This window comes from Streptomyces sp. NPDC054765, assembly GCF_053612065.1.
The window spans coordinates 1-23554 of record NZ_JBSHBP010000095.1; the positions used below are offsets into that span (position 1 = coordinate 1).

Below are 23554 nucleotides of genomic sequence, written 5' to 3' on the forward strand. Positions count from 1 at the left end.
CCGGCGTACCGGGCCGGTACGCCGGTCCGGCGCCGTCGGGGTAGTGCCGGAGCGCGGCGTCACAGGCCGTCGAGCGGGTCGGGCCGGACCCGGCGGTGAGCCGGGCCCGGCATCCACAGCGCGCGATCCATTCGGGTGAACCACGGGGAACGGGCCGCATCCGGCCGGCGCCGTGCCGCGCGCACCCCGGAGCCCCGGCGAGCGGAGTCCGTCGCCCGGGGCCGTTGTGCGCTGTGGCGGTCTCCCGGCGGGCGCAGGCGCCGGGTGCCTCATAGATTGGCACAGGTGGGGCCCGTGAGCCGGAGGAGGATGGGCAGGGAGCGCGTGCGGAGACCGGAGCTCGATCATGCGGCGCTGTTCGCAGCGACACCGAGCGCTTGCCTGGTCCTTGACCCGGACCTGGTGATCGTGGCCGTCAACGAGGCGTATCTCCAGGCCACCGGACGGACCCGGGACGAGCTGACCGGCCAGTACGTCTTCGACGCCTTCCCCGACAACCCCGCGGACCCGGACGCCGAGGGCGTGCAGAACCTGCATCCCTCGCTGAACCGGGTACTGGCTTCCGGTGAGCCGGACACGATGGCGGTCCAGCGGTACGACATCCCCGTCGCCGACGAGCCGGGCGTGTTCGAGGAGCGCTGGTGGTCCACCATCAACACCCCCGTCATCGGCCAGGACGGCTCGGTGGCCTGGATCATCCACCGGGTGGAGGACGTGACGGCGTTCGTCCACTCCCGCCGGGCCCGTCAGATGCCCGGCGGGCAGCTGAGCGAGCGCGAGGAGGCGATGGAGGCCGAGCTGTACGTCCGGGCGCGTGCGCTGCAGCATCTGAACGAGGAGCTGCGCCGGGCCCACGCGCGCGAACGCCAGGTCGCGCTCACCCTCCAGGAGGCGATGCTCCACTCCCCGGACCTCGCCCGGCACCACGACATCGCCGTGCGCTACCTCCCCGCCATCGGCTCACTGAACATCTGCGGCGACTGGTACGACATCGTCGACCTCCCGGGGGAGGCATTCGCCGTCGCGGTCGGCGATGTCGTCGGCCACGGGCTGGAGGCCGCCGCCGTGATGGGCATGCTGCGCAGCGCCCTCAGCGCCGCCGCCCGCTCCGTCGACGGCCCCGCCCAGGCGCTGAAGGTGCTGGGCCTGTACGCCCGCTCCGTCGACAAAGCCCTGGCCACCACCGTCGTCCAGGCACTGATCGACACCGCCCGCCGCCAGGTCACCTACAGCAGCGCCGGCCACCCACCCCCCGTCCTGCTCCACGCCGACGGCACCCACGCGCTCCTGGACCAGGCCACCGACCCGCCCCTGGGTGCCCACCCCGAACATGAGCCACGCCCCCAGGCCCACGTTCCCTACACCGTCGGCGACACCCTCGTCCTCTACTCCGACGGGCTGATCGAACGCCGCGACGAAGACATCGACGCCAGTCTCTCCCGCCTCACCGACGCGCTCTCCCGCTACAGCAGGCTCAGCCCACAACGCCTCGCCGACGCACTGCTGACGCGTCTCGGCGTCAGCGCCGGCGCCCGCGACGACATCGCCCTGGTCATCGTCCGCCTGTGACCCCGCACGTGTCCCCGGACCGCCACACGTGGCCGGCTGAAATCCGGCGCACACTCCGGGTCATGGTGCGTGACTCCCTGCGTACGGCCGGGGAGCCGCAACTCGACCAGCAGATGCAGCGACGAGGTGCGTCACGCACGATGGGAGATAAGAAGATCCAGATCCTCGAACTGCTCGGGGTGACCGATGACAGAGCATTCCGGACTTCACCGTGTGAACGACCGTCGTGTGCCGCAAGACCGCTCGGCGCGGGCACCGACGCAAACCTCCGCGCCCCACACCCCACACTCCGGTTCCGTGGCCCTGCCCCCTGTGAGGGTGTCCCTGGTCGCACTCCTGGCCCTTGTCGTGGCCCTCACCTGTGCCGGCGCGTTCTTCGGCATCGACCGGGCGAACGGCCCCGCTTCCGGGACGAGTACGGCTACGGCTACGGCTACGGCCGCAACGGCCCCCACTCGCGCCGCGGGAAGGGCAGTCGGGCCACCGCTGAGCCACTCGTGGACACAGGCCGCGGCCGACCGTCGTCCGGCCTCGGTGATGCAGCCCGTGCCGGATCCCACCGACGTGGTCAATACGTACTTCCAGGTCATCAACGACCGTGACTTCGTGGCCGCTTGGGCGCTGGGCGGGCGGCAGCACATCGCGGGGAATTCGTACGACGCATTCGTGCGGTCCTTCGACACCACCAACAAGTACGAGGTCACGGTCGTCTCGGTGGTCGGCAACAAGGTTGCGGTCAAGCTGGACCAGACGCTCAACGACAGAACGCATCGCCACTACACCGGCACCTTCACCGTCCAGGACGGAGTGATCGTCGCCGCCGACATCCACCCCCGGTGACCACGTGGCGTACCGGGATCAGATGGAGTGCCGGGATCAGATGGGATGGAGTGCCGGGATCAGCTGGAGTGCCGGGATCAGATGGGATGGAGTGCCGGGATCAGCTGGAGTGCCGGATCAGGGCACGATCAGGGCACCTTGCCCGGTGGCCTACCGCTCCGCTTCCACCAGCAGCTTCAATTGCTGGAGGTCGCTGCGCAGACCGCGTTCGATCGCGGCCGCCTGAGCGAACCCCTGCGGTCCGCCGAATGCCTCGTTGATGGTGCCCGGGTCGTACTCGAACCGGGCCTGCACCCGGGTGTGCTCCCGGTCGATGGGCAGCAACGAGAAGGTGCCCGCCAGATCGGGGCCGCTGGTGGTCTGCCACCGCATCACGTTCTCCGTGCTGCGGTCGGTGATCTCGACATCGAGCCCCTGCGTGCGAGCGCCCGCGTCGAGGTCCAGGTGCGTCCGCTGCTCACCCTCCGGACGGGCCTCGCGTACACCGTCCAGGAAGCGCGGATAGGCCTCCGCCCGGTGCAGGCAGTCCCAGGCCGTATCGAGGGGGACACCGATGTCTATATGTTCTTCGAGAGTGCTCATGGGGCACCTCACAGCTCGGTTCACGGCTACATGGTCATGTCTCCAGGGTGCTCCGGGCAGGAGCCGGAAGCGAACCGGCTCCAGCGGGCCCGGCGGGTGCGCTCCGGCCGCGCTCTCCGGCAGCGAACGCGAATACATCCGCGACCGCACCCAGGGGCAGCATCCAGCCCCTGCGACCGTCATGCGCATGCGGCGTGAGCACGACGAAGCCGCCGCGCTGAATCTGTAGGCAAGATCATCCCGTGTCGGGTTCTGGCGTATCCGGGTCATGCATGCCCCTCCCGGGGCACAAGAGGTGGCGATCAGCGGTCAGGCCGCGCGGCTGACTTACGGTAGCCGGGTGACAGCGAGTGCGCGGAATCGGGAGTGCCGCCGCGATCTGTGGGCGGTTGCGGGTGCGGTGACGCTGTTCGTCCTGGCAGCGGTCATCGGGCGCGTCATCGACCGGACCATTTACGGTTCCGAGGGGATTCTGCGGCTGGGCTGGCCACCGTTGTACGCATGGTGGCTGCCGCACGCCGGCCCCGGTACTCCGGCGGCGGTGGCCGTCGCGGCGCTGGTGGTGGTCTACGGTCCGCCGACCGCGCGGCGTCTGCCGTGGCGGGCGCTGGTGCCGTCGGTGTGGGCGGCGGCGATGGCCTGGACGTGGTCGCTGGCGCTCGTGGACGGGTGGGGCCGTGGCGTCGCCGAACGGCTGACCACCAGCCTGGAGTACTTGCAGTCCGTCGATGACGTACACCGTGTGGGCGCTTTTCTGCGCGACTTCACGCATCACATTCTGGTCGGCTCGCCCGGCCTGTGGCCGGCGCATGTGGCCGGGCATCCGCCCGGTGCGCTGCTGACGTTCGTCGGCCTGGACCGGATCGGGCTGGGCGGCGGCGCCTGGGCCGCCGTCTGGTGCATCACCGTCGGGACCTCGCTCACCGCGGCCGTCATGGTGACCGTCCGTTCGCTGTGCGGTGCGGAACTGGCGCGCCGGGCTGCCCCGTTCCTCGTACTGGCACCGGCGGCGGTATGGGTCGGGGTCAGCGCGGACGGCTACTTCGCGGGCGTGGCCGCCTGGGCCGTCGCACTGCTGGCCCTGGCGGCCACACGGAGTACCCGGGTGCCGCGCCTTACCGCCCTGGGCGCCGGGCTGCTGCTCGGCTGGGCCTGGTATCTCTCCTACGGCCTGACGGTTCTCACCGTCCTCGGGGCCGCGGTGCTGGTGCTCGCGCGCTCGGCCCGTCCGCTGCCGTATGTGCTGCTGGGCGTGCTGGTATGGGTGGCGGCCTTCACCTCTGCCGGGTTCTGGTGGGTGGAGGGCTATACGACCCTGGTCGAGCGCTACTACCAAGGCGCGGCGAAGGTACGCCCGTACGGCTACTTCCTCTGGGCGAACCTGGCGGCCCAGGTGGTGACCGTGGGCCTGGCCACCGTCGCAGGTCTGCGCCGCGCCGCCGGTCCGCTGTGGCGGGCGGCGCGGGGAATCCGCCGCGAGCGGCCGGGCGGCCGGGGTGCCCTGGCCGTTCTGGTCGCGGCAGGGCTGTGCATGCTGCTGCTGGCGGATCTGTCCGGGATGAGCAAGGCGGAGACCGAACGGATCTGGCTGGCCTTCGCGGTGTGGATGCTGCCCGCATGTGCGCTGCTGCCACGCCGTGTTCACTCCAGGTGGCTGGCCGCGCAGGCCGTCCTCACACTGCTGGTCAACCATCTCTTGCTGACCGGCTGGTGACCACAGCCGCGGACTACTCCTTCCGCCCCCGGGACGCCGGGGGCGGGGGCGGGGGTTCGCCGGAGTGGGCCCGTGCCGAGTGTGTGCGCCACAGCGCGGCGAGCAGACACACCGCGGAGGCCGCGAAGAGCGCTGCGGTGATCAGAAGCCAGCGGCCCCAGAACACACCGGACGGCAGGGCGGTGTACAGGGAGAAGCCCGGGACGCGACGCAGGATGAGCGGGTACCACACCAGCAGGAGCAGGAGCGCGACGAAAGCCGGCACCCGGACGTAGTTGATCCCGCCCGCCACCACCGGGCCGGGAGCCTTCGCGGGGCGCTGCCGGCGCCGCAAGAGGCGTTGTACCAGGCGGTCGGTGCCGGTGTAGAGGGGCAGAAACACCAGGTCGTGCAGGAGGGCCGCACCGACGAACCAGATGACGACGCCGAGAGTGTCGCCCTTGAGCAGTCGAGTGCCCGCGTACCCGGCCAGGAAGAAGGAGCACAGCACGAGAAGGAGGTGGAGCGGAGACGCCCCGTAGCGTTCGCGGATGCCCTTCACGATGTGCTCCCGAAGGTGAGGCGGGTGACCCATTTCGTGTTGTGCACACCGGGGTTGGCGGGGACGATGATGCGCGCCGGGTAACCGTGGTCCGGGGAGAGAGCGGCGCCGTTGACCCGGAGGGCCAGCAAGGATCTGGTATCGCGTACCTGGTTGTCACGCAGATGCGTCGAGCGGAAAGAGCCGGTGCGCTGCACGGATTCGACGAAGACGCCCGGTGGGCTCCGGCGCAGTCCGACCAGGGCGGCGAGGTCCGCCAGCCGGAGGCCGCTCCAGTGCTGGTCGTCGGTGGACCAGCCCTCGACACAGGCAATGGGCAGGGCGGCCGTGTGCTGGGGAAGAGCCAGGAGCTGTGCGCGGGTGAAGGTCTTCTCCCGGCCCTCGCCCCGTACGACCAGCCGCCAGTCGGGGCCGATGTCGCGGGCCGTGATCCCCACGCTCACCGCGGTCTTGTTGATCTGGAAGCCGTTGGGCCCGTTCCCCGGTTCCTGGCCGCGCGGGGCCAGCAGCGCGGTCCCGCGGAGTGCGCCACCGATGCTCTGCCCCGCCGTGACGAGGAGCAGGCTCAGCGAACCCGCTCCCACCAGCCCGAGCGCACCACGCCGCGACATGGTGGCAGGCGCGGGATCGGGGGTGACCAGCCCGGTGTCATCGGCCGGTTCGCGCTCCGTCCGGGCGGCCGGGGTGCGCAGCTCGGTCCGCAGCCGGCGGCTGCGCAGGGCCTTCGTCATCGTGGGGAGGCGAAAGGCGATATGGACGATGAACGCGCCGATGAACACCCATGCACCGTAGAAATGCAGGGTGTAGAAGGAGCCGGGGAAGATGTAGTGCAGCTGGATGTTCAGCACGCCGGTGACGAACTCGAACAGCGCCCCGCCCACCAGAAGCAGCAGCGACAGCCGTTCCAGCGCATGACTCGGTGAGCGCAGCGGCGGCCAGGAGAACAGCTTCGGGATGACCGACCACAGCTTGGCCAGCAGCACGGGAATCAGCACCACGCCGAGCGTCACATGGATGCCCTGGGTGAGGCGGTAGAGCCAATAGGGGCTGGTGGGCCACGAGAAGAGGTAGAAGCCCAGCCAGCCCTTGTCCGGTGTCTGATCGTTGCCCGGAGCCAGATCGGGGTTGTAGGCGGCGTAGGACAGCAGCCCGGTCACGAACAGCACGGTGATGCCGAGGAGCAGGATCAGCCCGAACACCGAGGTCAGCCATGGCCCCCGCAGAGGACTGCGCCAGAACCCGGGGCGCGCCGGACCCGGCGGCGGACCGGCCGGCGGATGAAGGCCGCGCCGGCTGCGGGCCGGCCGTGACGGCGCGTCAGCGGGCCGGCGGGCGGCGGCTTTGTCCGCGGACGGTTGCGCAGGGCGGGCCGGCCGGGGTGCACCTGCGGAGGCCGCCTCGTCCGGGCGGTGGCCCGGCGCGGGGCGGTGCGGCCCGTCGCCCTGGTCGCTCGGCTCCATGACATCCCTTCGCCGTGGGGCGGCCCGTCCCACCCCGCAGTGACAAGATATGCAGCGATGTACGGATATAACGGCCACCATGCCGTTCCACTCGCCACCGGGCGCCGCTTACCGCGTGGCGCTACCCCGGCGCCCCCTGCTCAGGGGTGGCCGTGTCGTCCCCGGGACAGCTGAGCCGCTCGACCACCTCGACCACGCCGTCGACGCTTTCGCACAGCCGCACGGCGACAGGGATGAGGCTTTTGTGCTCCAGGGTGCCGGTGAGCGTCACGGTGCCATCGGCGACCTGGACCGTGACCGCGGACGGTGACACCCCGAGCGTTCGCGTCAGCACCTCCTCCAGCACCTCCTCCTGAATGGCGCGATCACGGCGCAAGAACAGCCGCACAAGGTCGCTGCGGCTGATCACACCGACGAGACGGCCGGAGTCATCGACCACGGGAAGCCGCTTGACCTTGTTCTTCTCCATCGTCTTGGCCGCTTCGACGACGCTCCACCCGGGTCGTGCGACCACCACGGGACTCGTCATGATCGCTTCGGCGGTGGTCGCCCCGAGCTTTTCGATCTGTCTGCGCAGCAGATCGGCCTCGGATACCACTCCCACCGGATGCTCGTTCTCGTCGAGGACGGGAACGGCGGTGATGTCGTAGTCGTCGAGCAGGCGCGCGATCTCCTTGAACGGAGTGCCTCGTTGGACGACGACGGCGTGGGGCGTCATCAGGTCGGCAACCCTGCGGTGGGTCATTTTCGGCCATTCCCTTCGGGGCCTGGCATGGCCTCGTCATTCGTGCGGAACCACAGCCACCGGACAGGTCACATGGTGGATGGCGGCATGCGCCACCGGGCCGACGCGTGGCGCGAGCGGCGGACGGTGCAGCCTGCGGCCGACCACCAGAAGACCGGCCCCGAAGACCGTTTGGACCAGAGCGCGGGTCGGGCGCTCCGGCAGCACGGTCTGCTGCACCACGACGCCGGGGTATCGCTCACACCACGGGCGGAGCGCATCCCCCAGCTCGACGGCCGCCTCTTTGGCGAGTTCGGTCGCGGCATCGGGGTCCAGGCCCCACGGAGTGTAGGCGTGCACCGGGAGCGGACGCCCGTGCACGGCCTGCAGCAAAACACCCCGGACCGCCGCGGCATCGAAGGCGAAGTCGAGCATCCGGTCGCAGGGGCCGTTGAGGCTGAGCCCGACGACGACCCGCGCATCGGGCTCAGCCGACGGACCGTCCGGCCGATCGCGCCGCGGCGGTTCCGTGTGCTGCCCCTTACGGACGAGGACCACCGGCCCCTTGGCCTGCCCCACGACATTCAGGCTCACGTCACCGAGCACATAGCTCTCCCACGGCCGGAGCGCCCGCGATCCGAGCACGAGCATCCGTGACTCACCGGCCGCGCCCAGCAGCGCCGGTTCGGCCTCCGCCCCCACCAGGTCCTCGATGATCCGCAGGTGCGGGTGGCGTTCCCGTACCTCCTCCAGAGCCCGGCGCACGATCTGCCGGGCGCCGGCATTCTGATCCCGGTCCGGGGGCGTGTCCGGCGCCTCGGCGGCCAGCAGGATCCACGCATGGAGAAGCCGCAGCACCGACTGCCGCCGGTCCGCTTCTTCAGCGGCCCATTCCGCGGCTGCCTGGCTCTCCGGCGAGCCGTCGAGCCCGGCGGTAATGACTTCCGGCTCCATGGCCGTTCTCCCTTCGGGGTCGGAGAATTCGGGGTCGGGTAATTGGGGGTCGGGTAATGGAGAGTCGGGGAAGAGGGGGGCGGGGAACAAAGGGCGGGGAAATGGACGGACCGGCCATCTCGGCGCTCCAGGAGTTCAGTACCGGTGCGGGCCCGCGTCCGCGCCGGGATCCGAGGCAGCTTGCGTGGCGAGGACGGCCGCCTGGATGCGCCGCTGCACCCCGAGTTTGGCCAGCAGACGGGAGATGTGGTTCTTGACGGTCTTCTCGGAGAGGTAGAGCCGCGCACCGATCTGACGGTTGGTCATTCCGGCGCCGATCAGGCCGAGGATCTCCCGCTCCCGCCCGGACAGCCCCGAGAGCGCATCCTCCTCGGGGCCCGCGCCGGACTCATCACCCCGCAGACTGCTCATCAGCCGCGCCGTCGTCGACGGATCGAGCATCGACCGCCCGGAGGCGACGGTACGCACCGCGGCGACGAGATCGGCCCCGTTGATCTCCTTCAGCACATAACCGGCCGCACCGGCCATGATCGCATCGAGCAGCGCATCGTCATCGTCGAACGAGGTGAGCATCAGACAGGCCAGCCCCGGCAGATGCGAGCGCAGCTCCCGGCACACCGACACCCCGTCACCGTCCGGCAGCCGCACGTCCAGGACCGCGACATCCGGCCGCAGCGCCGGGCCGCGGGCACGTGCACGGTCGGCGGTGGCCGCCTCGCCGACCACCTCGATATCGGGCTCGGCGTCGAGCAGATCCACCACACCGCGCCGGACGACCTCGTGATCGTCAAGCAGGAACACCCGGATCGGCCGCTGCGGTGAGCAGCCCGCTGCGTCGCTCATGACGCCCCTCCGACTGGGTACGACGTCTCCGCTCCACTGTCCCCATCGTGGCCCCGATCGCATGAGCCTGCCAGGCCGTACGGACCCCGCAGCCACGGCCCGGTGGCACCCACGACCGCAACCGGCGGCCGGAGTAGCGGCGGTGGCCGCCTTCGGAGCGCGCAGCGGAATGACGAGGGGGACAGCCCCATGGCGCGGGCGGGCAAGTCGTCGTCGTTGAATGTGCCGGTGGCGTGCATGCGGTCGGCCCGGCGGCCCCGCGTCCGACTCCGGCTCCGACCCCGGCCCCGGCCCCGGCTCCGGGGTCACGTGCGCCTCTTCGCCGGCCCCTCTTCCGCCCCGCTTCCACTCCCCTTCCGCGGATACCCGGGTGGGGCATCCCGGACCGGCAGTCAATTCCCTTGACTGCGAGAGAAATATTGATCGCCCACAATTCAGATATCTATGCCACCCGATATAGATTTACTGCGTCACACCGGTCGGCCCGAAGCGGCGGAACCGATGACGCGGGAGGGCGAGGCAGACGCCTGGTTCACCCCCTCCCGCCCGATCCTGCCGCCGGGGCCGGGCGGTCCGCCGGTCGTCGGGCGAGCTGTCGCACGACATCAGGGCGGGCAGGCCACCGCAGCGCCGAAGGTGTCCGGGCCGGGAACGGACGACGCATCACGCTTCCCGGCCGGATGATCAGTGCACCGGTGATGAATATCTCGTGCCGCAACTGCAGAAATACCTGCCACGCCGGTAGGGATTTTTGCGCTCCGGAAATGGCCGGAGCAACAGCCGCGCAGGGCTGCTGGCGCCGTGCTACTGTCGATCTCAGTTGCAGTTGTGGTTCCCAAAGACTTCACGCTACCTCGTCGGCTTTCCAGGCCGATCGGAGTGCTTTTGTATTTCCGGGTTTTCCGGAGGGGCAATCATCGCGGCGACGCGGGGTCCGCACAGTGCGGCCCCGGGCACTGCCCCGAAGGAGATATGACATGGCTACTGGCACCGTGAAGTGGTTCAACGCGGAAAAGGGTTTCGGCTTCATCGAGCAGGAGGGTGGCGGCGCCGACGTCTTCGCCCACTACTCGAACATCGCCACCCAGGGCTTCCGCGAGCTGCAGGAAGGCCAGAAGGTGACCTTCGACGTCACGCAGGGCCAGAAGGGCCCGCAGGCCGAGAACATCGTCCCCGCCTGACACTGACGCGTCACACCGCAGCTGGGGCCCGCACCTTGGGTGCGGGCCCCAGCGCGTTGCCCTTTGCGGAATGCGCTGTGCGTGCCGTTGCGGCCGCACGAGCGACAAGGGGCAGCCAGTTCGGTGCCGAACCGCAGTGCGCTGCGGCAGAACGGCAGTCCGCCCAGCTCTCCGCTCCGGCACCGTGCTCGTCTCCCTTTGCGGAGACACCTTTTTCACGCGCCGGCGGTCGATTCCGCCCCGCCTCGTTCCATCTGTTTTCTCCGGTCCGTTCTGTGATTCTTTTGTGTGTGGCTGAAAGCTGCCGGGAATTCTTCGACGTACCGCATCGAGGAAGGTTCTCCATGAACCGCACAGCTCGCCCGAATGACCGCTCCTCCCGCAGCCGTTCCGCCGGCTCCTCCGGCTCCGGCCGCGGTGGCTACCGCTCGCAGGCGTCGAACCGCTCCGGTGGCCAGCGGCGCCGTCCGGCCGCACGGCCGGGAGAGTTCGCGCTGCCCGTCACGCACACTCCCGCCCTGCCCCCGGCCGAGTCCTTCGCGGAACTGGACATGCCGGCCGCGCTGCTGGCGTCGCTGACGAAGGAAGGCGTGACGGCCCCGTTCCCGATCCAGGCCGCCACGCTGCCGAATTCGCTGGCCGGACGCGACGTCCTGGGCCGCGGGCGCACCGGCTCGGGCAAGACTCTTGCCTTCGGTCTGGCCCTGCTGGCCCGTACCGCCGGCCAGCGCGCCGAGCCCGGCCGGCCCCTTGCCCTGGTGCTGGTCCCCACGCGGGAGCTGGCCCAGCAGGTCACCGACGCGCTCACCCCCTACGCCCGGTCGCTGTCGCTGCGGATGGCAACCGTCGTCGGCGGTATGTCGATCGGCCGCCAGGCCGGGGCGCTGCGCGGTGGGGCCGAGGTCGTCGTCGCGACCCCCGGACGGCTCAAGGACCTCATCGGCCGCGGTGACTGCCGCCTGAACCAGGTCGCCATCACCGTGCTGGACGAGGCCGACCAGATGGCGGACATGGGCTTCATGCCCCAGGTCACCGCCCTGCTCGACCAGGTCAGGCCCGAGGGGCAGCGGATGCTTTTCTCGGCCACCTTGGACCGCAATGTCGACCTGCTGGTCCGGCGTTATCTGACGGACCCCGTGGTGCACTCCGTCGACCCCTCGGCGGGCGCCGTGACCACGATGGAGCATCACCTGCTGCACGTCCGCGACACCGACAAGCACGCCACCACCACGGAGATCGCCGCCCGCGAAGGCCGGTCGATCATGTTCCTGGACACCAAGCGCGCCGTGGACAAGCTCACCAAGCACCTGCTGAACAGCGGGGTGCGGGCCGCGGCTCTGCACGGCGGCAAGTCCCAGCCGCAGCGCACCCGCACCCTGGCCCAGTTCAAGACGGGCCATGTCACCGTCCTGGTGGCCACCAACGTCGCCGCTCGCGGCATTCACGTCGACAACCTCGACCTCGTCGTCAATGTCGACCCGCCCACGGACCACAAGGACTACCTGCACCGCGGCGGCCGCACCGCGCGGGCCGGCGAGTCCGGCAGCGTCGTCACCCTCGTGCTGCCCAGCCAGCGCCGCGAGATGGACCGTCTGATGGCCGATGCGGGCATCACCCCGCAGTCCACCCAGGTCCGCTCCGGGGAGGCCGAACTGAGCCGGATCACCGGTGCCCAGGCTCCCTCCGGTGTTCCCGTCACCATCGCCGCGCCGGTCGTCGAGCGTCCCAAGCGCAGCGGTTCCTCCACCCGCGGCCGCCGCAGCCGCTCCGCCCAGGCCCGTCGGTCCACCGGATCGTCCCGGACCACGACCGGCGCGCCGCAGCGACAGCGCTCCGCCGGCCAGGCGTCGTAGTCGGGCGCCTACGGTCAGGACCGGCACGCCGGCTCACCCACCACGGAGGCTTTCGTTGACGTTGCTTCAGCCCCACCCCCGGCATCCGCACTGCTCCGGCAGGACGGTCGGCAACGTCATGACCCCGCCGGGACCCCGGGTCGGCGACGACATGATCGTCGGCCTGGCCCTGTCCGTCCTCAACGGCGTACGCGCCGGCCATCTCCTCGTCCGTGCCGTCCGTGTACGACGCGGAGCACGCCATGCGAGGTCGCGCACTGCGGGCCTCGCCCATGGCCGACGAGGACGGGCACACCCTGGGAGTCATCTCCCTCGCATGCTGAACCGTCCGCGCCACCCGTCCGTTTCCGGCTTCTCCTCGACCCTGTAGAGGCACTATGCGCGTCGTCATCGCCCGCTTCCCCTTCGACCTGATCAAGACCGAGGTGCAGGATGCGATGAAGGGCATCAAACCCGAACCCATCACGGGTGAGTCCGTGCTCATCGGCAGCCGTCACTACCCCGTCAAGCAGGTCGGGGAGGTCATCACCCGGCAGGACCGTCGTGACTTCTCCGCCGGCGAGGTGACCCGGGCGCTGACCCGGCTCGGCTTCACCTGCCGCTCTGCGCCCCCGGTCGCCCGCACCCCGCTCGAAGAGGCGTCGGCCATGCTCCAGGGTCCGGCGACCCCGGAATGGGATCCGGAAAGCTGAGACCTGACGCGGGTGTGGGCTCCGGCCGAGGTGGGCTCCGGCCGGTGAGGCCGGAGCCCACACCCTTGGCCGGCGGCAGCCCGGGGATCTGACCGCGGCCGGATGTCAATGGCCGGATGTCAATGGCCTGGCCTCAGTGGCCGGATGTCAGTGGTCGGAGTAGCGGAAGTCGCCCACCGTCCAGGCCCCCACATCCCCGATCGCGACGCGGTACATCCCGCCGGTCTCGGGAAGGCCGACGCTTCCCTGCAGGATTTTCGCCACGTGGAAGTGCAGATGCGTGGGCGGACCGCTCCGACGGGGCGAGCGGAGGTCCTTGCCGGCCGAGGAAAAGAGCGCGGAAAACGGGCCCAGCCGCTCCGACCCCTTCAAGACCTCGGCCACGCGTTGCCGCCAAACGGCCTCGGGCGCCAACCGCCCCGTGAGGACGGCGCCTTGGACAACAACAGTGAGAGACATCTGATTGGTCTGCTCCGACTCCACCATGGCGGCGATGTCGACAAGCAGCTCGTCGGGCTTCGACATGGGAGCAGACTTTACTGCCGCGACCGGCCCTCGGCACCACACCCGGCGGCGGACAGACGCCCCGTGACGCCCCTTGGCGCTCTCCTGACACCCGTACGGCTCTCGCACGCCTGCCGTGCCGCCCCCGTACGACTCCCGCAGTCACCCCCGGGACAACTCCCGCGGCCGCGCCCGTACGACTCGCTGCTGCACAAACGGCACTGCCCGGCGGATTCACCGTTCTCGGTGAATCCGCCGGGCAGCCGGCCGGCCCCAGGGTGCTCAGGGGCTCTCCTGCTCAGGGATTCCCGTGCTCAGGGAGCCCCGTGCTCGCGGTCCCTGGTAATTCGGGATCCTCGTCCCCTGCGGTCCGTCGTCCTGACGGTCCGCCGTCCCGCCGTTCCGGTGTTCCTCCGGATCAGACGGTGCCGTGTTCCTTGCGGTGGCGCAGTACCAGGAAGGTGCCCGTCACGCCGGCCGCCAGTACGGCCGCACCGATGCCCACCGGGAGCACGGGGAAGCCGGACGGGTCACTGGACGAGGCCAGGTTCTGCAGCGAGGGGCCCGGGTCGATGGTCGTGGCGACCGGTGCGACATGCCGGATCGGGCCGACCGACTTGACCGAGCCGTCCGCGTTCAGCAGCACCTGCTTGTTGTTGGGGTGCCGGAAGTCGAACATGCCGTTCAGCGAGCCGGCCCGGGTGTCGAAGGACGCGTCGCCGATCTGGCCGGTGTGCCAGTTGTGCTCGATGAACTTGATGACCGAGGTCTGCTCGGTCCGGGTGTGGTCGATCTTGTTGACCTTGCTGTACGGGGAGATGACCAGCAGCGGCTGCCGGGTGCCGGGACCGCAGCGGTCCGCATAGCCGCCGGCGGCCGCGGGGCCCGCCTGGCAGGCCGGGCTGTCGGTGGCCTTGCCGTTGGAGCCGGTCGAGGTGTCCTTGGAGCCGTTGCGCGGCTTGGCGAAGGTGTGGTCGTACCAGCCGTCGGAGTCGTCATAGGCGACGACGATGGCGGTGTCCTTCCACTGCGGCGACTGCTGGATGCGGTTGATCCGGTCGACGAGGAAGTGCTGTTCGTCGATCGGGTCGGAGTAGGAGGCGTGCGCGTCCTGGTACTCGGGGGCCTTGAGGAAGCTGACGGCCGGCAGCTTGCCCGCCTTGAGCACCGCGTCGAAGTCGGTCAGGTCGTAGTTGTGGTTGGCCGGCCCGGCGTGGCCGATCTCGTCGACGCTCTTCGGCGCCAGGTGGTGCGGGTTGGAGGTCGACTTGTAGTACTCGAACGGGGAGTGGTGCGGGCTGTAGTCGACCACCGCCGCTCCCCCGATGTTGGTGTGCGTGGTCCCGCCGCACTTGGCGTAGTGGCCCTTCTCGCCGTCCCATGCGGTGCTGGGCCTGAAGCCGCCCTGGAACCAGCCCCAGCTGACGTGACCGGAGTTGAGGACGTCTCCGATGTTGCGGCCCTGCATCGCGGCGAGCGCGTTCTTGCTGGAGTGGTCCTTGTTGGAGCAGTCGTCGTACGCCGGGTCCGGGTCGTTGACGACCGTGCCGACGCCCTTGGCGTCGGGCGACTGCACGGCCTGCGCGTCCGGGGTGGCGGTCTGCCGGGGGTTCTCGGTGCCGGAGGCGGGGTCCATGGAGACCACGCCGTGGGTCTGACCGGAGACCAGGTTGAGGGCGCCCGGTGTGGAGGGGCCGTACACCGAGCTGAAGGAGCGGTCGTTCAGGGAGTAGTGCTGGGCGTAGTTCCACAGGCCGGTGACGGTGTTGCCGTCGTAGTAGTCCATCACCAGGCCGGGCTCGCCGAAGAGGCCGCCGGAGCACTTGCCGGAGTCGGTGTTCTGGACGAACTGGTCGGCCTTGCCGCCGTTGTAGGCGTACTGCTCGGGCCCGTAGTCGTGGTTCTGGTCGCAGGTCATGGCCTGCTGTGGCGTGAGCCGCTTGGGCGCGTACTGGTTGGGGTTGTGCTTCAGGAGCCCGGCGGTACGCAGGTTGTCGATGTCCCGGGGCGTTTGCGGGGACGCGGTGAACTTGGTGCCGTCCGTGTTGGCGGCCTTCGGGTAGGTCGCGAAGTAGTGGTCGAAGGAGATGTTCTCGTCGAAGAGAACGACCACGTGCTTGACGGGGGTGGCCGTACGGGAGGAATCGGGGTGGTGTGGCCCGGCGGCCCATGAGGGCGCGCCGGCGCCCAGGACCGCGAGGGCCATGGCGCCCGTGAGGGCCCCCAGGCTCCGTATCGCTGCTCGTCTTCCCCTACTGGCCATGCTGGTTCACCCTCCGGGCAGGGATGCGATTGTGCTGTACGGGCGGCACTCTGCGCCGGGTGGACGGCGCCCTGGCAGAGCCATGATGGCGTGGGGGTGAACACCTGGTCAGGTAAGTAAGGTCAATTCTTGACCGGATATTGACTCTTCTTGCCCGTTCGCGATCAGGCCAGCAGGGCCCGGCCGTACCAGTCCGTCTCGTCGCGCACGCCCGGGAGCGCAAAGAAGTAGCCGCCCCCGAAGGGTGTGATGTAGTCCGTCAACGGCTCGCCGGCCAGCCTTCGTTGCACGGTCTCGAACTGGCGGGCAAGGTCCTGCTGGTAGCAGCAGAACAGCAGGCCCATATCGAGGTTGCCGTTGCTGTCCACGCCCTTGTCGTAGTTGTAGGCCCGGCGCAACAGCCGTTGGCCGGCCGTGGCCGGGGTGCGTGGATTGGCCAGCCTGATGTGGCTGTCCAGGGGGATCACGTCGCCCTTGGGGTCGCCGGGATAGTCGGGCGTGTCCTGTTCACGGTCACCGTCCAGGGGCGCCCCGGTCTCCCGGGCCCGGCCGAACATGCGCTCCTGTTCGGTCAGCGACACCCGGTCCCAGAACTCCACCAGCATGCGGACCAGACGCACCACTTGGTAGCTGCCGCCCACCGCCCAGTCCGGCTCGCCGTCCCGCGGCCCCACCCACACCAGCCGGTCCATGTCCCGGGCGATGCGGGCATCGGGGTTGGCCGTGCCGTCCTTGAATCCCATGAGGTTGCGCGGCGTACCGGACGGCCGGGGCGGACTGGTGAAGCCGTCCAGCCGCCAGCGCACCTGCATACCGCCCCGGGTGTGCCGGGCGAGGTCACGCAAGGCGTGCAGCACGGTGTCCGTGTCGTCCGCACACAGCTGGAGGCTCAGGTCGCCGTGGCACCAGTCGGGCTGCAGGTCGTCGTCGGGGAAGGAGGGCATGGTGGTCAGCCGGCGCGGCGCGCGGCCGTGCAGCCCGAACCTGCCGTCGAACAGCGCCGCGCCCACGGCGAGCGTCACCGACAGCCCGCCCGCGGGGACCTGGGGCCCCAGCACGCCCGAGTCGGTGGGCGGCCCGGTGATGCCGACCGACGCCGGTGCTCCACCGCCGGTCAGGAACCGGGCCCGTTCGGTGACGGTACGCAGCAGATCGGTCAGCTCCCGGCGGTTCTGCGCCGTCACATCGAACGCGGTGTACGCCGTGACGCGGCGGGTCGGCGCGAGCACGGACGCCTGGTGCGGGCCGTGGAACGCCACCCGTGGCGCGGCTCCTGCCACCGGCCCCGCGCCGGTCGTCAAGGCCTGCTCACCGCCCCCGGACAGGCTGTCGGAAGGTGCGGCACCGCCTGCCGCGAGTCCGGCCCCGGCGAGCGCCGCGCCCCGCAGGAACCCCCGTCTGCCGACACCGCTCATGTCCCTCACACCGTTCTCCGTGCATCGCACAGCGTCGCCACCGACGCCAGCCGCTCCACCAGGTCTCCGAGTACCGCGTCGGTCCGCTCCCGCTGGGCGCGCTCCAGAGCGCTCAGCGGCGTCCAGCGTCCGTCTTTGCGGAAGCCGTCGAGCAGACCCTGTGCCCGGTCCAACTCGCTTTCCAATTGCGGCAGCCCGGGGTACCGGGTGACCAGCAGGGGGCGCAGCCGGGTGAGGACAGCCCGGGTTCCGTCGAGGTTGGCGCGGGCGGTGGCGAGGTTGCTGCCGCTGCCGTAGTCGGTCCGCCCGGTCAGCTCCGACTGCAGGGTGTTCTCCAGGATCTCGTGCGCCCGCAGGCCGAGATCCGCCGGTTCCATCCGTGCCTGCGCCCAGTCGTCCCGCAGCTTGCGTACGGCGCGGTCGAGCGCGGCGGCCGGGGTCCGCAGGGTGCCGGCGGACTGTCCGTGCCACAGTCCGTACTCGATGCGGTGGAATCCGGTGAACGCCGGGTCCCGGTCGCCGTGCGGCAGACCGGCGCCGGTGCCGTTGATCTGCTGGTCCGCGTCGCCGAAGGCCCCGTAGGCCGCGCCCAGCCGTTCGTAGGCAAGGTGGGCGGGCAGCCAGGCGTCCCGGGCGCCCGCGAGGTCCCCGCGCGCCAGGGCGGCCCGCAGGGTCCCGGTCCGGCCGACGAGAGCGTCCAGGCCGCCCGCGACCCACTTCTGGTAGTCGAGCGCCGGAGGGATCAGATCGTGCTCGGTGACCGGGGCCGCCGCCGGGCCGCCGCGGCCGCCGCCGTCGACGTGGACCGTGGGCCCCGTGACCGCGTCGGCGTCGTCCGGCAGGCACATGAACGCGTACGAGCCCTGGCCCAGCCGGACCCGCAGCTGCCGTGTGGTGCCGGGGCCGATGCCCTCCACCTCGCCGTAAACCGCCCCGCTCCGTGGGGACTTGAGGTACACCTCGGCCGCGGCGTCGGAGGTGTTGTGCAGATCGAAGACCTGGGTCCCGGGGCGCGGATCGCGCCATCCACGTCCGCAGCCGCCCGGCGACACCTCGACGGCGGTGTGCCGCAGCCCGTCCGCCGCGGCCGGCCCCCGCCCTGCCCCGCCCTGCGGGCCGCCGGGCAGCGTCAGCGCCGCCAGCAGCCCCCCGGCGAGGAGGACGCTCCCGCTGCCCCAGACACGAGGGGACCGCAGCGTGTCAAGGCCGGATCGTGGCACTCCGAGCCTCCCGGGTCGTTCCCACAACGCGATCACCTGCACGGCACGGGACGGCGAAGGTGCCGCGGCCCGGCGCGTGTCCCGCCGTGGCCGACGGTGACGCTGCACATGCTAGGCAGTGCGATGCGCCCGAACACCCATTCCCCGGAAGAGATGCCAAGAGTTTCCCCGGGGTTCATCGGGCCGTTGCCGGCGCCGGACCGCCGCGCGGATCGGGTGTGACTGCCGGGGCTTGGTCAACTGCCGTGGCCCCGGCAGCGGTTCTTACGGTGCGACGCCGCCCTCCGCCGGCGCGAAGGCACCCGAGACGTCCTGGCCGGCCCGCCAGGAGACGCCCAGCCGTTGTACGGTCAGCCGCCAGCCGTCCTCGCTCTTCTCATACTCCCATTCGTAGGGGCCGCCCATGGCGTAGTGATCGTCGGGCCGTTCCTCGTCATGGACCGCCACGAACCACATGTAGCCGCTGCCGCTCGCCCGCTCTCCTCGCACCTCGAACTGCATATTGAGGAGGTGGTGCTGCATCGCGGCGCAGGAGGACTCGGCCGCGGTCACCTTTGCGCGGATGGCTTCCTTGCCGCGCACGGTTCCCCACGGCGCGAATTCGAGCACGGCGTGCTCGGACCAGCAGTCGGTCCACGTCTGCCAGTCCTTGCGGTCAAGTGCCCGCCACCCGGTGGTCATGAGGGTGCGGAGAGCCTCTTTGTCCTCCAGCGCCTGAAGCCGCCGGACCAGGTCTGCCGTGCCGGTGTTGTCAGTCATGATCGATTCCTCTACGGCGCGTTACCGGGTGCGGGCAGGGCGTACGACGATCTCGTTCACATCGACCTCCGGGGGTTGGGCGACGGCGAAGGCCATGGCGTCCGCGACGGCGGAGGCCGGCAGGGCCACGGCGCGGTACGAGACCATGGCCTCGCGGCCCACCGGGTCGGTGATGCCGTCGGCGAGTTCGGATTCGGTGACGCCGGGCGAGACGAGACTGACCCGGATGTCACCGGCCGATTCCTGGCGCAGGCCCTCGGAGATCGCGCGTACGGCGAATTTGGTGGCGCAGTAGACGGCGGCGGTGGGCACCACCTCATACGCGCCGACCGAGGCGACGGTGATGAAGTGCCCGCCGCCCTGGGCCCGCATCACGGGCAGCGCGGCGGCGATCCCGTGGAGCACCCCGCGCACATTCACATCGAGCATCCGGTCCCATTCGTCGACCCGCAGCGCTTCCAGCGGCGACAGGGGCATCACGCCCGCATTGTTGATGACGACATCCACCCGTCCGAATGTGTCGCGCGCGGCACCGACGAAGGCGCGCATGTCGTCGGCGGAGGTGACATCCAGCCGTCGGAATGCCGCGGTGCCGCCCGCGCCGACGATCTCTTCGGACACCTTCTCCAGGCGCTCGGTGCGGCGCGCCCCGAGGAAGACGCGGTGCCCGTCGGCGCCCAGACGGCGGGCGGCCGCCTCGCCGATACCGCTGCTCGCGCCGGTGATCAGGATGACCTTGCTGGTCTCGTTCATGGCTGCTCCTCTTGCCGGTCGTCGTTCGCCAGCAAGCCTGTAGCGCCCGGCACACGGCTGCCAGGGCGGCTTCTTCCTGGGCGCCGTACCCCCAGGGTCAGACCTCGCCGGGTTGCGGCGCCGGCGGCGCGGCGCGGACGTGCATCCGCTCGCCCTGCGCCCCGAAAAGGCTGAGGAATTCCACGGGATGCGACCCGGCATTGGCGAAGCCGTGCGGAATGTGGGTGTCGAATTCTGCGGCCTCACCGGACGTGAGGACGAGATCGTGCTCACCGAGAGCCAGCCACAGCCGGCCGGAAAGGACGTAGACCCACTCATAACCCTCGTGGGTGCGCAGCTCAGGCCGGTTACCGGTGGCCTTCCTGACCGGGAGGATCTGTTTGTAGGCGTGCAGGCCGCCGAGATGGCGGGTCAGCGGCACAAAGGTCTGCCCGCCGCGGGTGAAGGGGCGCGGATGGATACGGGGATCGCCGGTGGCCGGTGCCCCGACCAGCTCATCCAACTGCACTCCGTGGGCCTTGGCCAGCGGAAGCAGCAGTTCAAGGGTCGGTTTGCGCTGCCCCGACTCCAGACGCGAGAGGGTGCTGAGCGAGATACCGGTGACCTCGCTCAGCTGCGCCAGGGTGGCTCCGCGCTCTCGCCGCAGCGCCCGGAGCCTGGGGCCGACCGCGTTCAGCACACTGGGAATGTCCTCGTCCGCCATGGCTCTATTTGCCGTCCCGGCAACAACATTTGTCAAGTTGGCGCGAACGGGCCGACGCGCGCCGACGTGGGAAGGGCGCCGGCCGGGTCCGGGTGACGAGGCATCCCGGACCGCGCCGAGCGGCCGGCGAAGAGATCACCCGATTGGCGCAGCACATCGACCACCCACCCATCTCCGTAAGCCACTGTGGAAGCGCAGGGCACCCCCTGCCGGCCCGCTGCCCTAACGGGCAGTAAAAGCCGCCCGGCCATCTCCGCGTTTACGAAAACCGGGATGAATTGGCGCCTTTCTGGCTGACGGCCCGATACGACCGCGTGCGTACATCCGGCGCTTTCTTCGCAGGCGGTGAATCCGCCCGCCACTTCTCACTTCGGGAGCTCACCATGGAATCCGGCTCAAACGTCTGGAACTGTCCATTCGACTACGCCGAGGCCCTGGAATTCGATCCGACGCTCAAACGCCTGCTGACCGAAGAACCGGTCGCCCGTATCCGGCTGCCCCATGGGGAAGGCGAGGCATGGCTCGTCACCAAGTACGACGACGTGCGCACCGTGACGACCGACCGGCGCTTCAGCCGCAGCGCCGTCATCGGCCGGGACTTCCCCCGTATGACGCCTGAGCCGATCGTCCAGGACGAGGCGATCAACGTGATGGACCCGCCCGCCAGCAGCCGCTTGCGGAGCCTGGTCTCCAAGGCCTTCGCGCCGCGGCACGTGGCACGCATGCGGGTCCGTACCCAGCATGTCGTGGACGAACTGCTGGACCGGATGACCGAGCACGGCTCCCCCGCCGACCTGATGGAGAGCCTGGCCTCCCCCTTGCCGCTGACGACGATCTGCGAGGTCCTCGACATCCCCGAGGCCGACCGCGCCCAGCTGCGCGGGCACGCCCGGACGATGATGAACGTCACCCTCGAAAACCGCGACAGCGCCGTCCGGGCCAAGGCCGATATGCGGGCCTACTTCAAGACGCTGACGGCGAAGCGCCGCCGGCACCCGGGGGACGACCTGATCAGCGCCCTGGCCACCGCGCGCGACGGGGACGAGATCCTCAACGACCAGGAACTGACCGTCATGGCCATGGTCCTGCTCATCACCGGCCAGGACACCACCACCTACGAGATCGGCAACCTCGCCTACACGCTGCTCACCCGGCCCAAGGAGCTCGCGATGCTGCGCTCCCGGCCCGAGATGCTCCCGCAGGCCCTGGAGGAGATGCTGCGGTTCATCCCCTTCCGCAAGGGCGTCGGCATCCCCCGCGTCGCCACCGAGGACGTGGAGCTGAGCGGGGTGACGATCCGGGCCGGGGACATCGTGCACGTCTCCTATCTGACGGCCAACCGGGACAGCCGGAAGTTCGACCGGCCCGACGAGCTGGACCTGGAACGCGGGGACCGGACCTCGCACATGACCTTCGGCTGGGGCGGTCACCACTGCCTGGGTGCCCCGCTCGCCTTCACGGAGCTGGAAGTCGCCCTCGGAGCCCTTCTGGAGCGTTTCCCGGATCTGAAGCTGGCGAAGCCGGCCGAGGAGGTCCGCTGGAACACCACCTCGATCTGGCGCTATCCGCTGGAGTTGCCGGTCACTTGGTAATGGTGTGCCACGGCGGCGAAATGCAGATTGCACCTGCCTGGCGTACGGTTACTACTCGGAAAGATCGTTCCACCAGCACGGGGAGAGTTCATTCTTCGACGGCTGGCCCGCTCGAATCCCTCCCGTAGTCGTCAATTTCTGGCCGCCGGTTCCGCCCAAGGTTTCTTTGCCCGCTGTACTGGGGCGAGTTACCGCAGTGGATACCGTCGGCCGATAACGACTCGAATTCCAGAACAGGGAAATCCCTGGGCGGGCCACAGTCTGCAAGGAGTGCATCCCATGGCGGTTCTGTGCAAACCTGCAATCGCGGTCCCTGAATACGTCATCACCAGAGACGACACCCTCGAACTCGCGCAACGGCTGCACAAGGATCATTCGCAGCTGAGACTGATCCTGCGGCTCATCGAGCACACGGGTGTACTCAAGCGGCATCTGATCCAGCCGATCGACAAGGTGCTCAAGCATCCGGGGCTCGACGCCCGCAGCGCGGTCTACGAGGAGGAGTCCAAGGCCCGCGTCCCCGCCGTGGCCCGCAAGGCACTCGACCAGGCCGAGCTGGAACCCGAGCAGATCGACCTCATCGTCTACGTGTCCTGCACCGGCTTCATGATGCCGGCACTGACCGCCTGGCTCATCAACACCCTGGGCTTCCGGTCGGAGACCCGGCAGATGCCGATAGCCCAGCTCGGCTGTGCGGCGGGCGGCGCCGCGATCAACCGGGCACATGACTTCTGCAGGGCGTACCCCGACGCCAATGTGCTGATCGTCGCCTGCGAGTTCTGCTCGCTGTGCTACCAGCCCACGGACCTGGGAGTGGGCTCGCTGCTGTCGAACGGCCTCTTCGGTGACGCGGTCGCCGCGGCCGTGGTCCGCGGCAACGGTGGCACCGGCGTCCAGCTGGAACGCAACAGTTCGTACCTCATCCCGAACACCGAGGACTGGATCTCCTACGCGATCCGGTCCACTGGATTCCACTTCCAGCTGGACAAGCGCGTACCCGGCACCATGGAGCCGCTCGCCCCCGCCCTGCGCGCCGTCGCCGAACAGCACCAATGGGACGCGGGCGAACTGGACTTCTACATCGTCCACGCGGGCGGTCCGCGCATCCTGGACGACCTGTGCCGCTTCCTCGACGTACCGCCCGAGGCGTTCCGGTTCAGCCGCGCGACGCTGACCGAGTACGGCAACATCGCCAGTGCGGTGGTGCTCGACGCCCTGGCCCGCATGTTCGACGAAGCATCGGCCCTTGACGGCCACCGCGGTCTGCTGGCCGGCTTCGGCCCCGGCATCACCGCAGAGATGGCCCTCGGCACCTGGACCTCGGCTCCCGGTACAGCGGCGTGATCCGCCCCGCTCGGTGCGCCCGGTGGTGAGCCGCCGGGCGCCCCGCGC

At 70.0% G+C, this 23554-nt stretch carries 21 protein-coding genes; 8 read left to right on the forward strand and 13 right to left on the reverse strand.

The features are described from left to right. Positions 1 to 309 precede the first annotated feature (309 nt). On the forward strand, positions 310 to 1569 hold the full coding sequence (locus ACWGJY_RS34840; RefSeq protein WP_453264893.1) for a PP2C family protein-serine/threonine phosphatase: 1260 nt from the start codon (positions 310 to 312) through the stop codon (positions 1567 to 1569). Positions 1570 to 2115: 546 nt separating this feature from the next. Continuing rightward, positions 2116 to 2409: a hypothetical protein gene (locus ACWGJY_RS34845; protein WP_453264894.1), complete on the forward strand. Its 294-nt coding sequence runs from the start codon at positions 2116 to 2118 to the stop codon at positions 2407 to 2409. A gap of 150 nt (positions 2410 to 2559) precedes the next feature. Here ACWGJY_RS34845 and ACWGJY_RS34850 read toward each other — a convergent pair whose 3' ends face one another. Beyond that, complete coding sequence (locus ACWGJY_RS34850) at positions 2560 to 2991, reverse strand: SRPBCC family protein (RefSeq protein ID WP_453264895.1); 432 nt, start codon at positions 2989 to 2991, stop codon at positions 2560 to 2562. 268 nt (positions 2992 to 3259) lie between these two features. Here ACWGJY_RS34850 and ACWGJY_RS34855 point away from each other — a divergent pair, with 268 nt between their 5' ends. Beyond that, positions 3260 to 4705 (forward strand): hypothetical protein, encoded by a 1446-nt coding sequence (locus ACWGJY_RS34855; protein WP_453264896.1) that lies wholly within the window; start codon positions 3260 to 3262, stop codon positions 4703 to 4705. A 13-nt stretch (positions 4706 to 4718) separates the two neighbouring features. Here the strand turns inward: ACWGJY_RS34855 and ACWGJY_RS34860 are convergent, their stop codons facing one another. From ACWGJY_RS34860 to ACWGJY_RS34880, 5 genes are all read right to left on the reverse strand, one after another. After that, positions 4719 to 5246 (reverse strand): hypothetical protein, encoded by a 528-nt coding sequence (locus ACWGJY_RS34860; RefSeq protein WP_453264897.1) that lies wholly within the window; start codon positions 5244 to 5246, stop codon positions 4719 to 4721. Continuing rightward, a complete protein-coding gene (locus tag ACWGJY_RS34865) occupies positions 5243 to 6706 on the reverse strand; it encodes a molybdopterin-dependent oxidoreductase (RefSeq protein WP_453264898.1) in 1464 nt (487 codons plus the stop codon). Before ACWGJY_RS34865 ends, ACWGJY_RS34860 begins: the two co-directional genes overlap by 4 nt. A gap of 121 nt (positions 6707 to 6827) precedes the next feature. Then, on the reverse strand, positions 6828 to 7451 hold the full coding sequence (locus tag ACWGJY_RS34870) for a CBS domain-containing protein (RefSeq protein WP_453264899.1): 624 nt from the start codon (positions 7449 to 7451) through the stop codon (positions 6828 to 6830). 36 nt (positions 7452 to 7487) lie between these two features. Continuing rightward, positions 7488 to 8384, reverse strand: a complete 897-nt coding sequence (locus ACWGJY_RS34875) for a universal stress protein (RefSeq protein ID WP_453264900.1) — start codon at positions 8382 to 8384, stop codon at positions 7488 to 7490. Between the two features lie 135 nt (positions 8385 to 8519). Continuing rightward, the gene (locus ACWGJY_RS34880) at positions 8520 to 9227 is read right to left on the reverse strand and encodes a response regulator (protein WP_453264901.1); all 708 of its coding nucleotides are present in this window, start codon (positions 9225 to 9227) and stop codon (positions 8520 to 8522) included. Positions 9228 to 10204: 977 nt separating this feature from the next. On the opposite strand from ACWGJY_RS34880, the gene ACWGJY_RS34885 reads away from it, so the two are divergent. The 3 genes from ACWGJY_RS34885 (at position 10205) to ACWGJY_RS34895 (ending at position 12953) form a co-directional block, all read left to right on the forward strand. Continuing rightward, positions 10205 to 10408 carry a cold-shock protein gene (locus tag ACWGJY_RS34885; RefSeq protein ID WP_030788646.1) on the forward strand — a complete coding sequence of 68 codons (204 nt, stop codon included), beginning with the start codon at positions 10205 to 10207 and terminating at the stop codon, positions 10406 to 10408. 344 nt (positions 10409 to 10752) lie between these two features. Then, positions 10753 to 12261, forward strand: coding sequence for a DEAD/DEAH box helicase (locus ACWGJY_RS34890; protein WP_453264902.1), 1509 nt, complete (start codon positions 10753 to 10755; stop codon positions 12259 to 12261). A gap of 377 nt (positions 12262 to 12638) precedes the next feature. Continuing rightward, entirely contained in the window at positions 12639 to 12953 is a 315-nt protein-coding gene (locus ACWGJY_RS34895) for an SCO5918 family protein (RefSeq protein WP_453264903.1), read from the forward strand. 147 nt (positions 12954 to 13100) lie between these two features. Here the strand turns inward: ACWGJY_RS34895 and ACWGJY_RS34900 are convergent, their stop codons facing one another. The 7 genes from ACWGJY_RS34900 to ACWGJY_RS34930 form a co-directional block, all read right to left on the reverse strand. Beyond that, on the reverse strand, positions 13101 to 13478 hold the full coding sequence (locus ACWGJY_RS34900; protein ID WP_453264904.1) for a hypothetical protein: 378 nt from the start codon (positions 13476 to 13478) through the stop codon (positions 13101 to 13103). Between the two features lie 397 nt (positions 13479 to 13875). Further along, the gene (locus ACWGJY_RS34905; protein WP_453264905.1) at positions 13876 to 15720 is read right to left on the reverse strand and encodes a phospholipase C; all 1845 of its coding nucleotides are present in this window, start codon (positions 15718 to 15720) and stop codon (positions 13876 to 13878) included. A gap of 164 nt (positions 15721 to 15884) precedes the next feature. Then, on the reverse strand, positions 15885 to 17135 hold the full coding sequence (efeB, locus tag ACWGJY_RS34910; protein ID WP_453264912.1) for an iron uptake transporter deferrochelatase/peroxidase subunit: 1251 nt from the start codon (positions 17133 to 17135) through the stop codon (positions 15885 to 15887). Between the two features lie 5 nt (positions 17136 to 17140). Then, positions 17141 to 18355 carry an EfeM/EfeO family lipoprotein gene (locus ACWGJY_RS34915; protein ID WP_453264906.1) on the reverse strand — a complete coding sequence of 405 codons (1215 nt, stop codon included), beginning with the start codon at positions 18353 to 18355 and terminating at the stop codon, positions 17141 to 17143. A 264-nt stretch (positions 18356 to 18619) separates the two neighbouring features. Then, entirely contained in the window at positions 18620 to 19114 is a 495-nt protein-coding gene (locus ACWGJY_RS34920; RefSeq protein ID WP_453264907.1) for a nuclear transport factor 2 family protein, read from the reverse strand. Positions 19115 to 19135: 21 nt separating this feature from the next. Further along, the gene (locus tag ACWGJY_RS34925; RefSeq protein WP_453264908.1) at positions 19136 to 19867 is read right to left on the reverse strand and encodes an SDR family oxidoreductase; all 732 of its coding nucleotides are present in this window, start codon (positions 19865 to 19867) and stop codon (positions 19136 to 19138) included. A 97-nt stretch (positions 19868 to 19964) separates the two neighbouring features. After that, complete coding sequence (locus ACWGJY_RS34930; protein ID WP_453264909.1) at positions 19965 to 20570, reverse strand: helix-turn-helix domain-containing protein; 606 nt, start codon at positions 20568 to 20570, stop codon at positions 19965 to 19967. A gap of 383 nt (positions 20571 to 20953) precedes the next feature. Here ACWGJY_RS34930 and ACWGJY_RS34935 point away from each other — a divergent pair, with 383 nt between their 5' ends. After that, positions 20954 to 22162: a cytochrome P450 gene (locus ACWGJY_RS34935; protein ID WP_453264910.1), complete on the forward strand. Its 1209-nt coding sequence runs from the start codon at positions 20954 to 20956 to the stop codon at positions 22160 to 22162. 279 nt (positions 22163 to 22441) lie between these two features. Beyond that, on the forward strand, positions 22442 to 23506 hold the full coding sequence (locus tag ACWGJY_RS34940) for a type III polyketide synthase (protein WP_453264911.1): 1065 nt from the start codon (positions 22442 to 22444) through the stop codon (positions 23504 to 23506). Positions 23507 to 23554 lie beyond the last annotated feature (48 nt).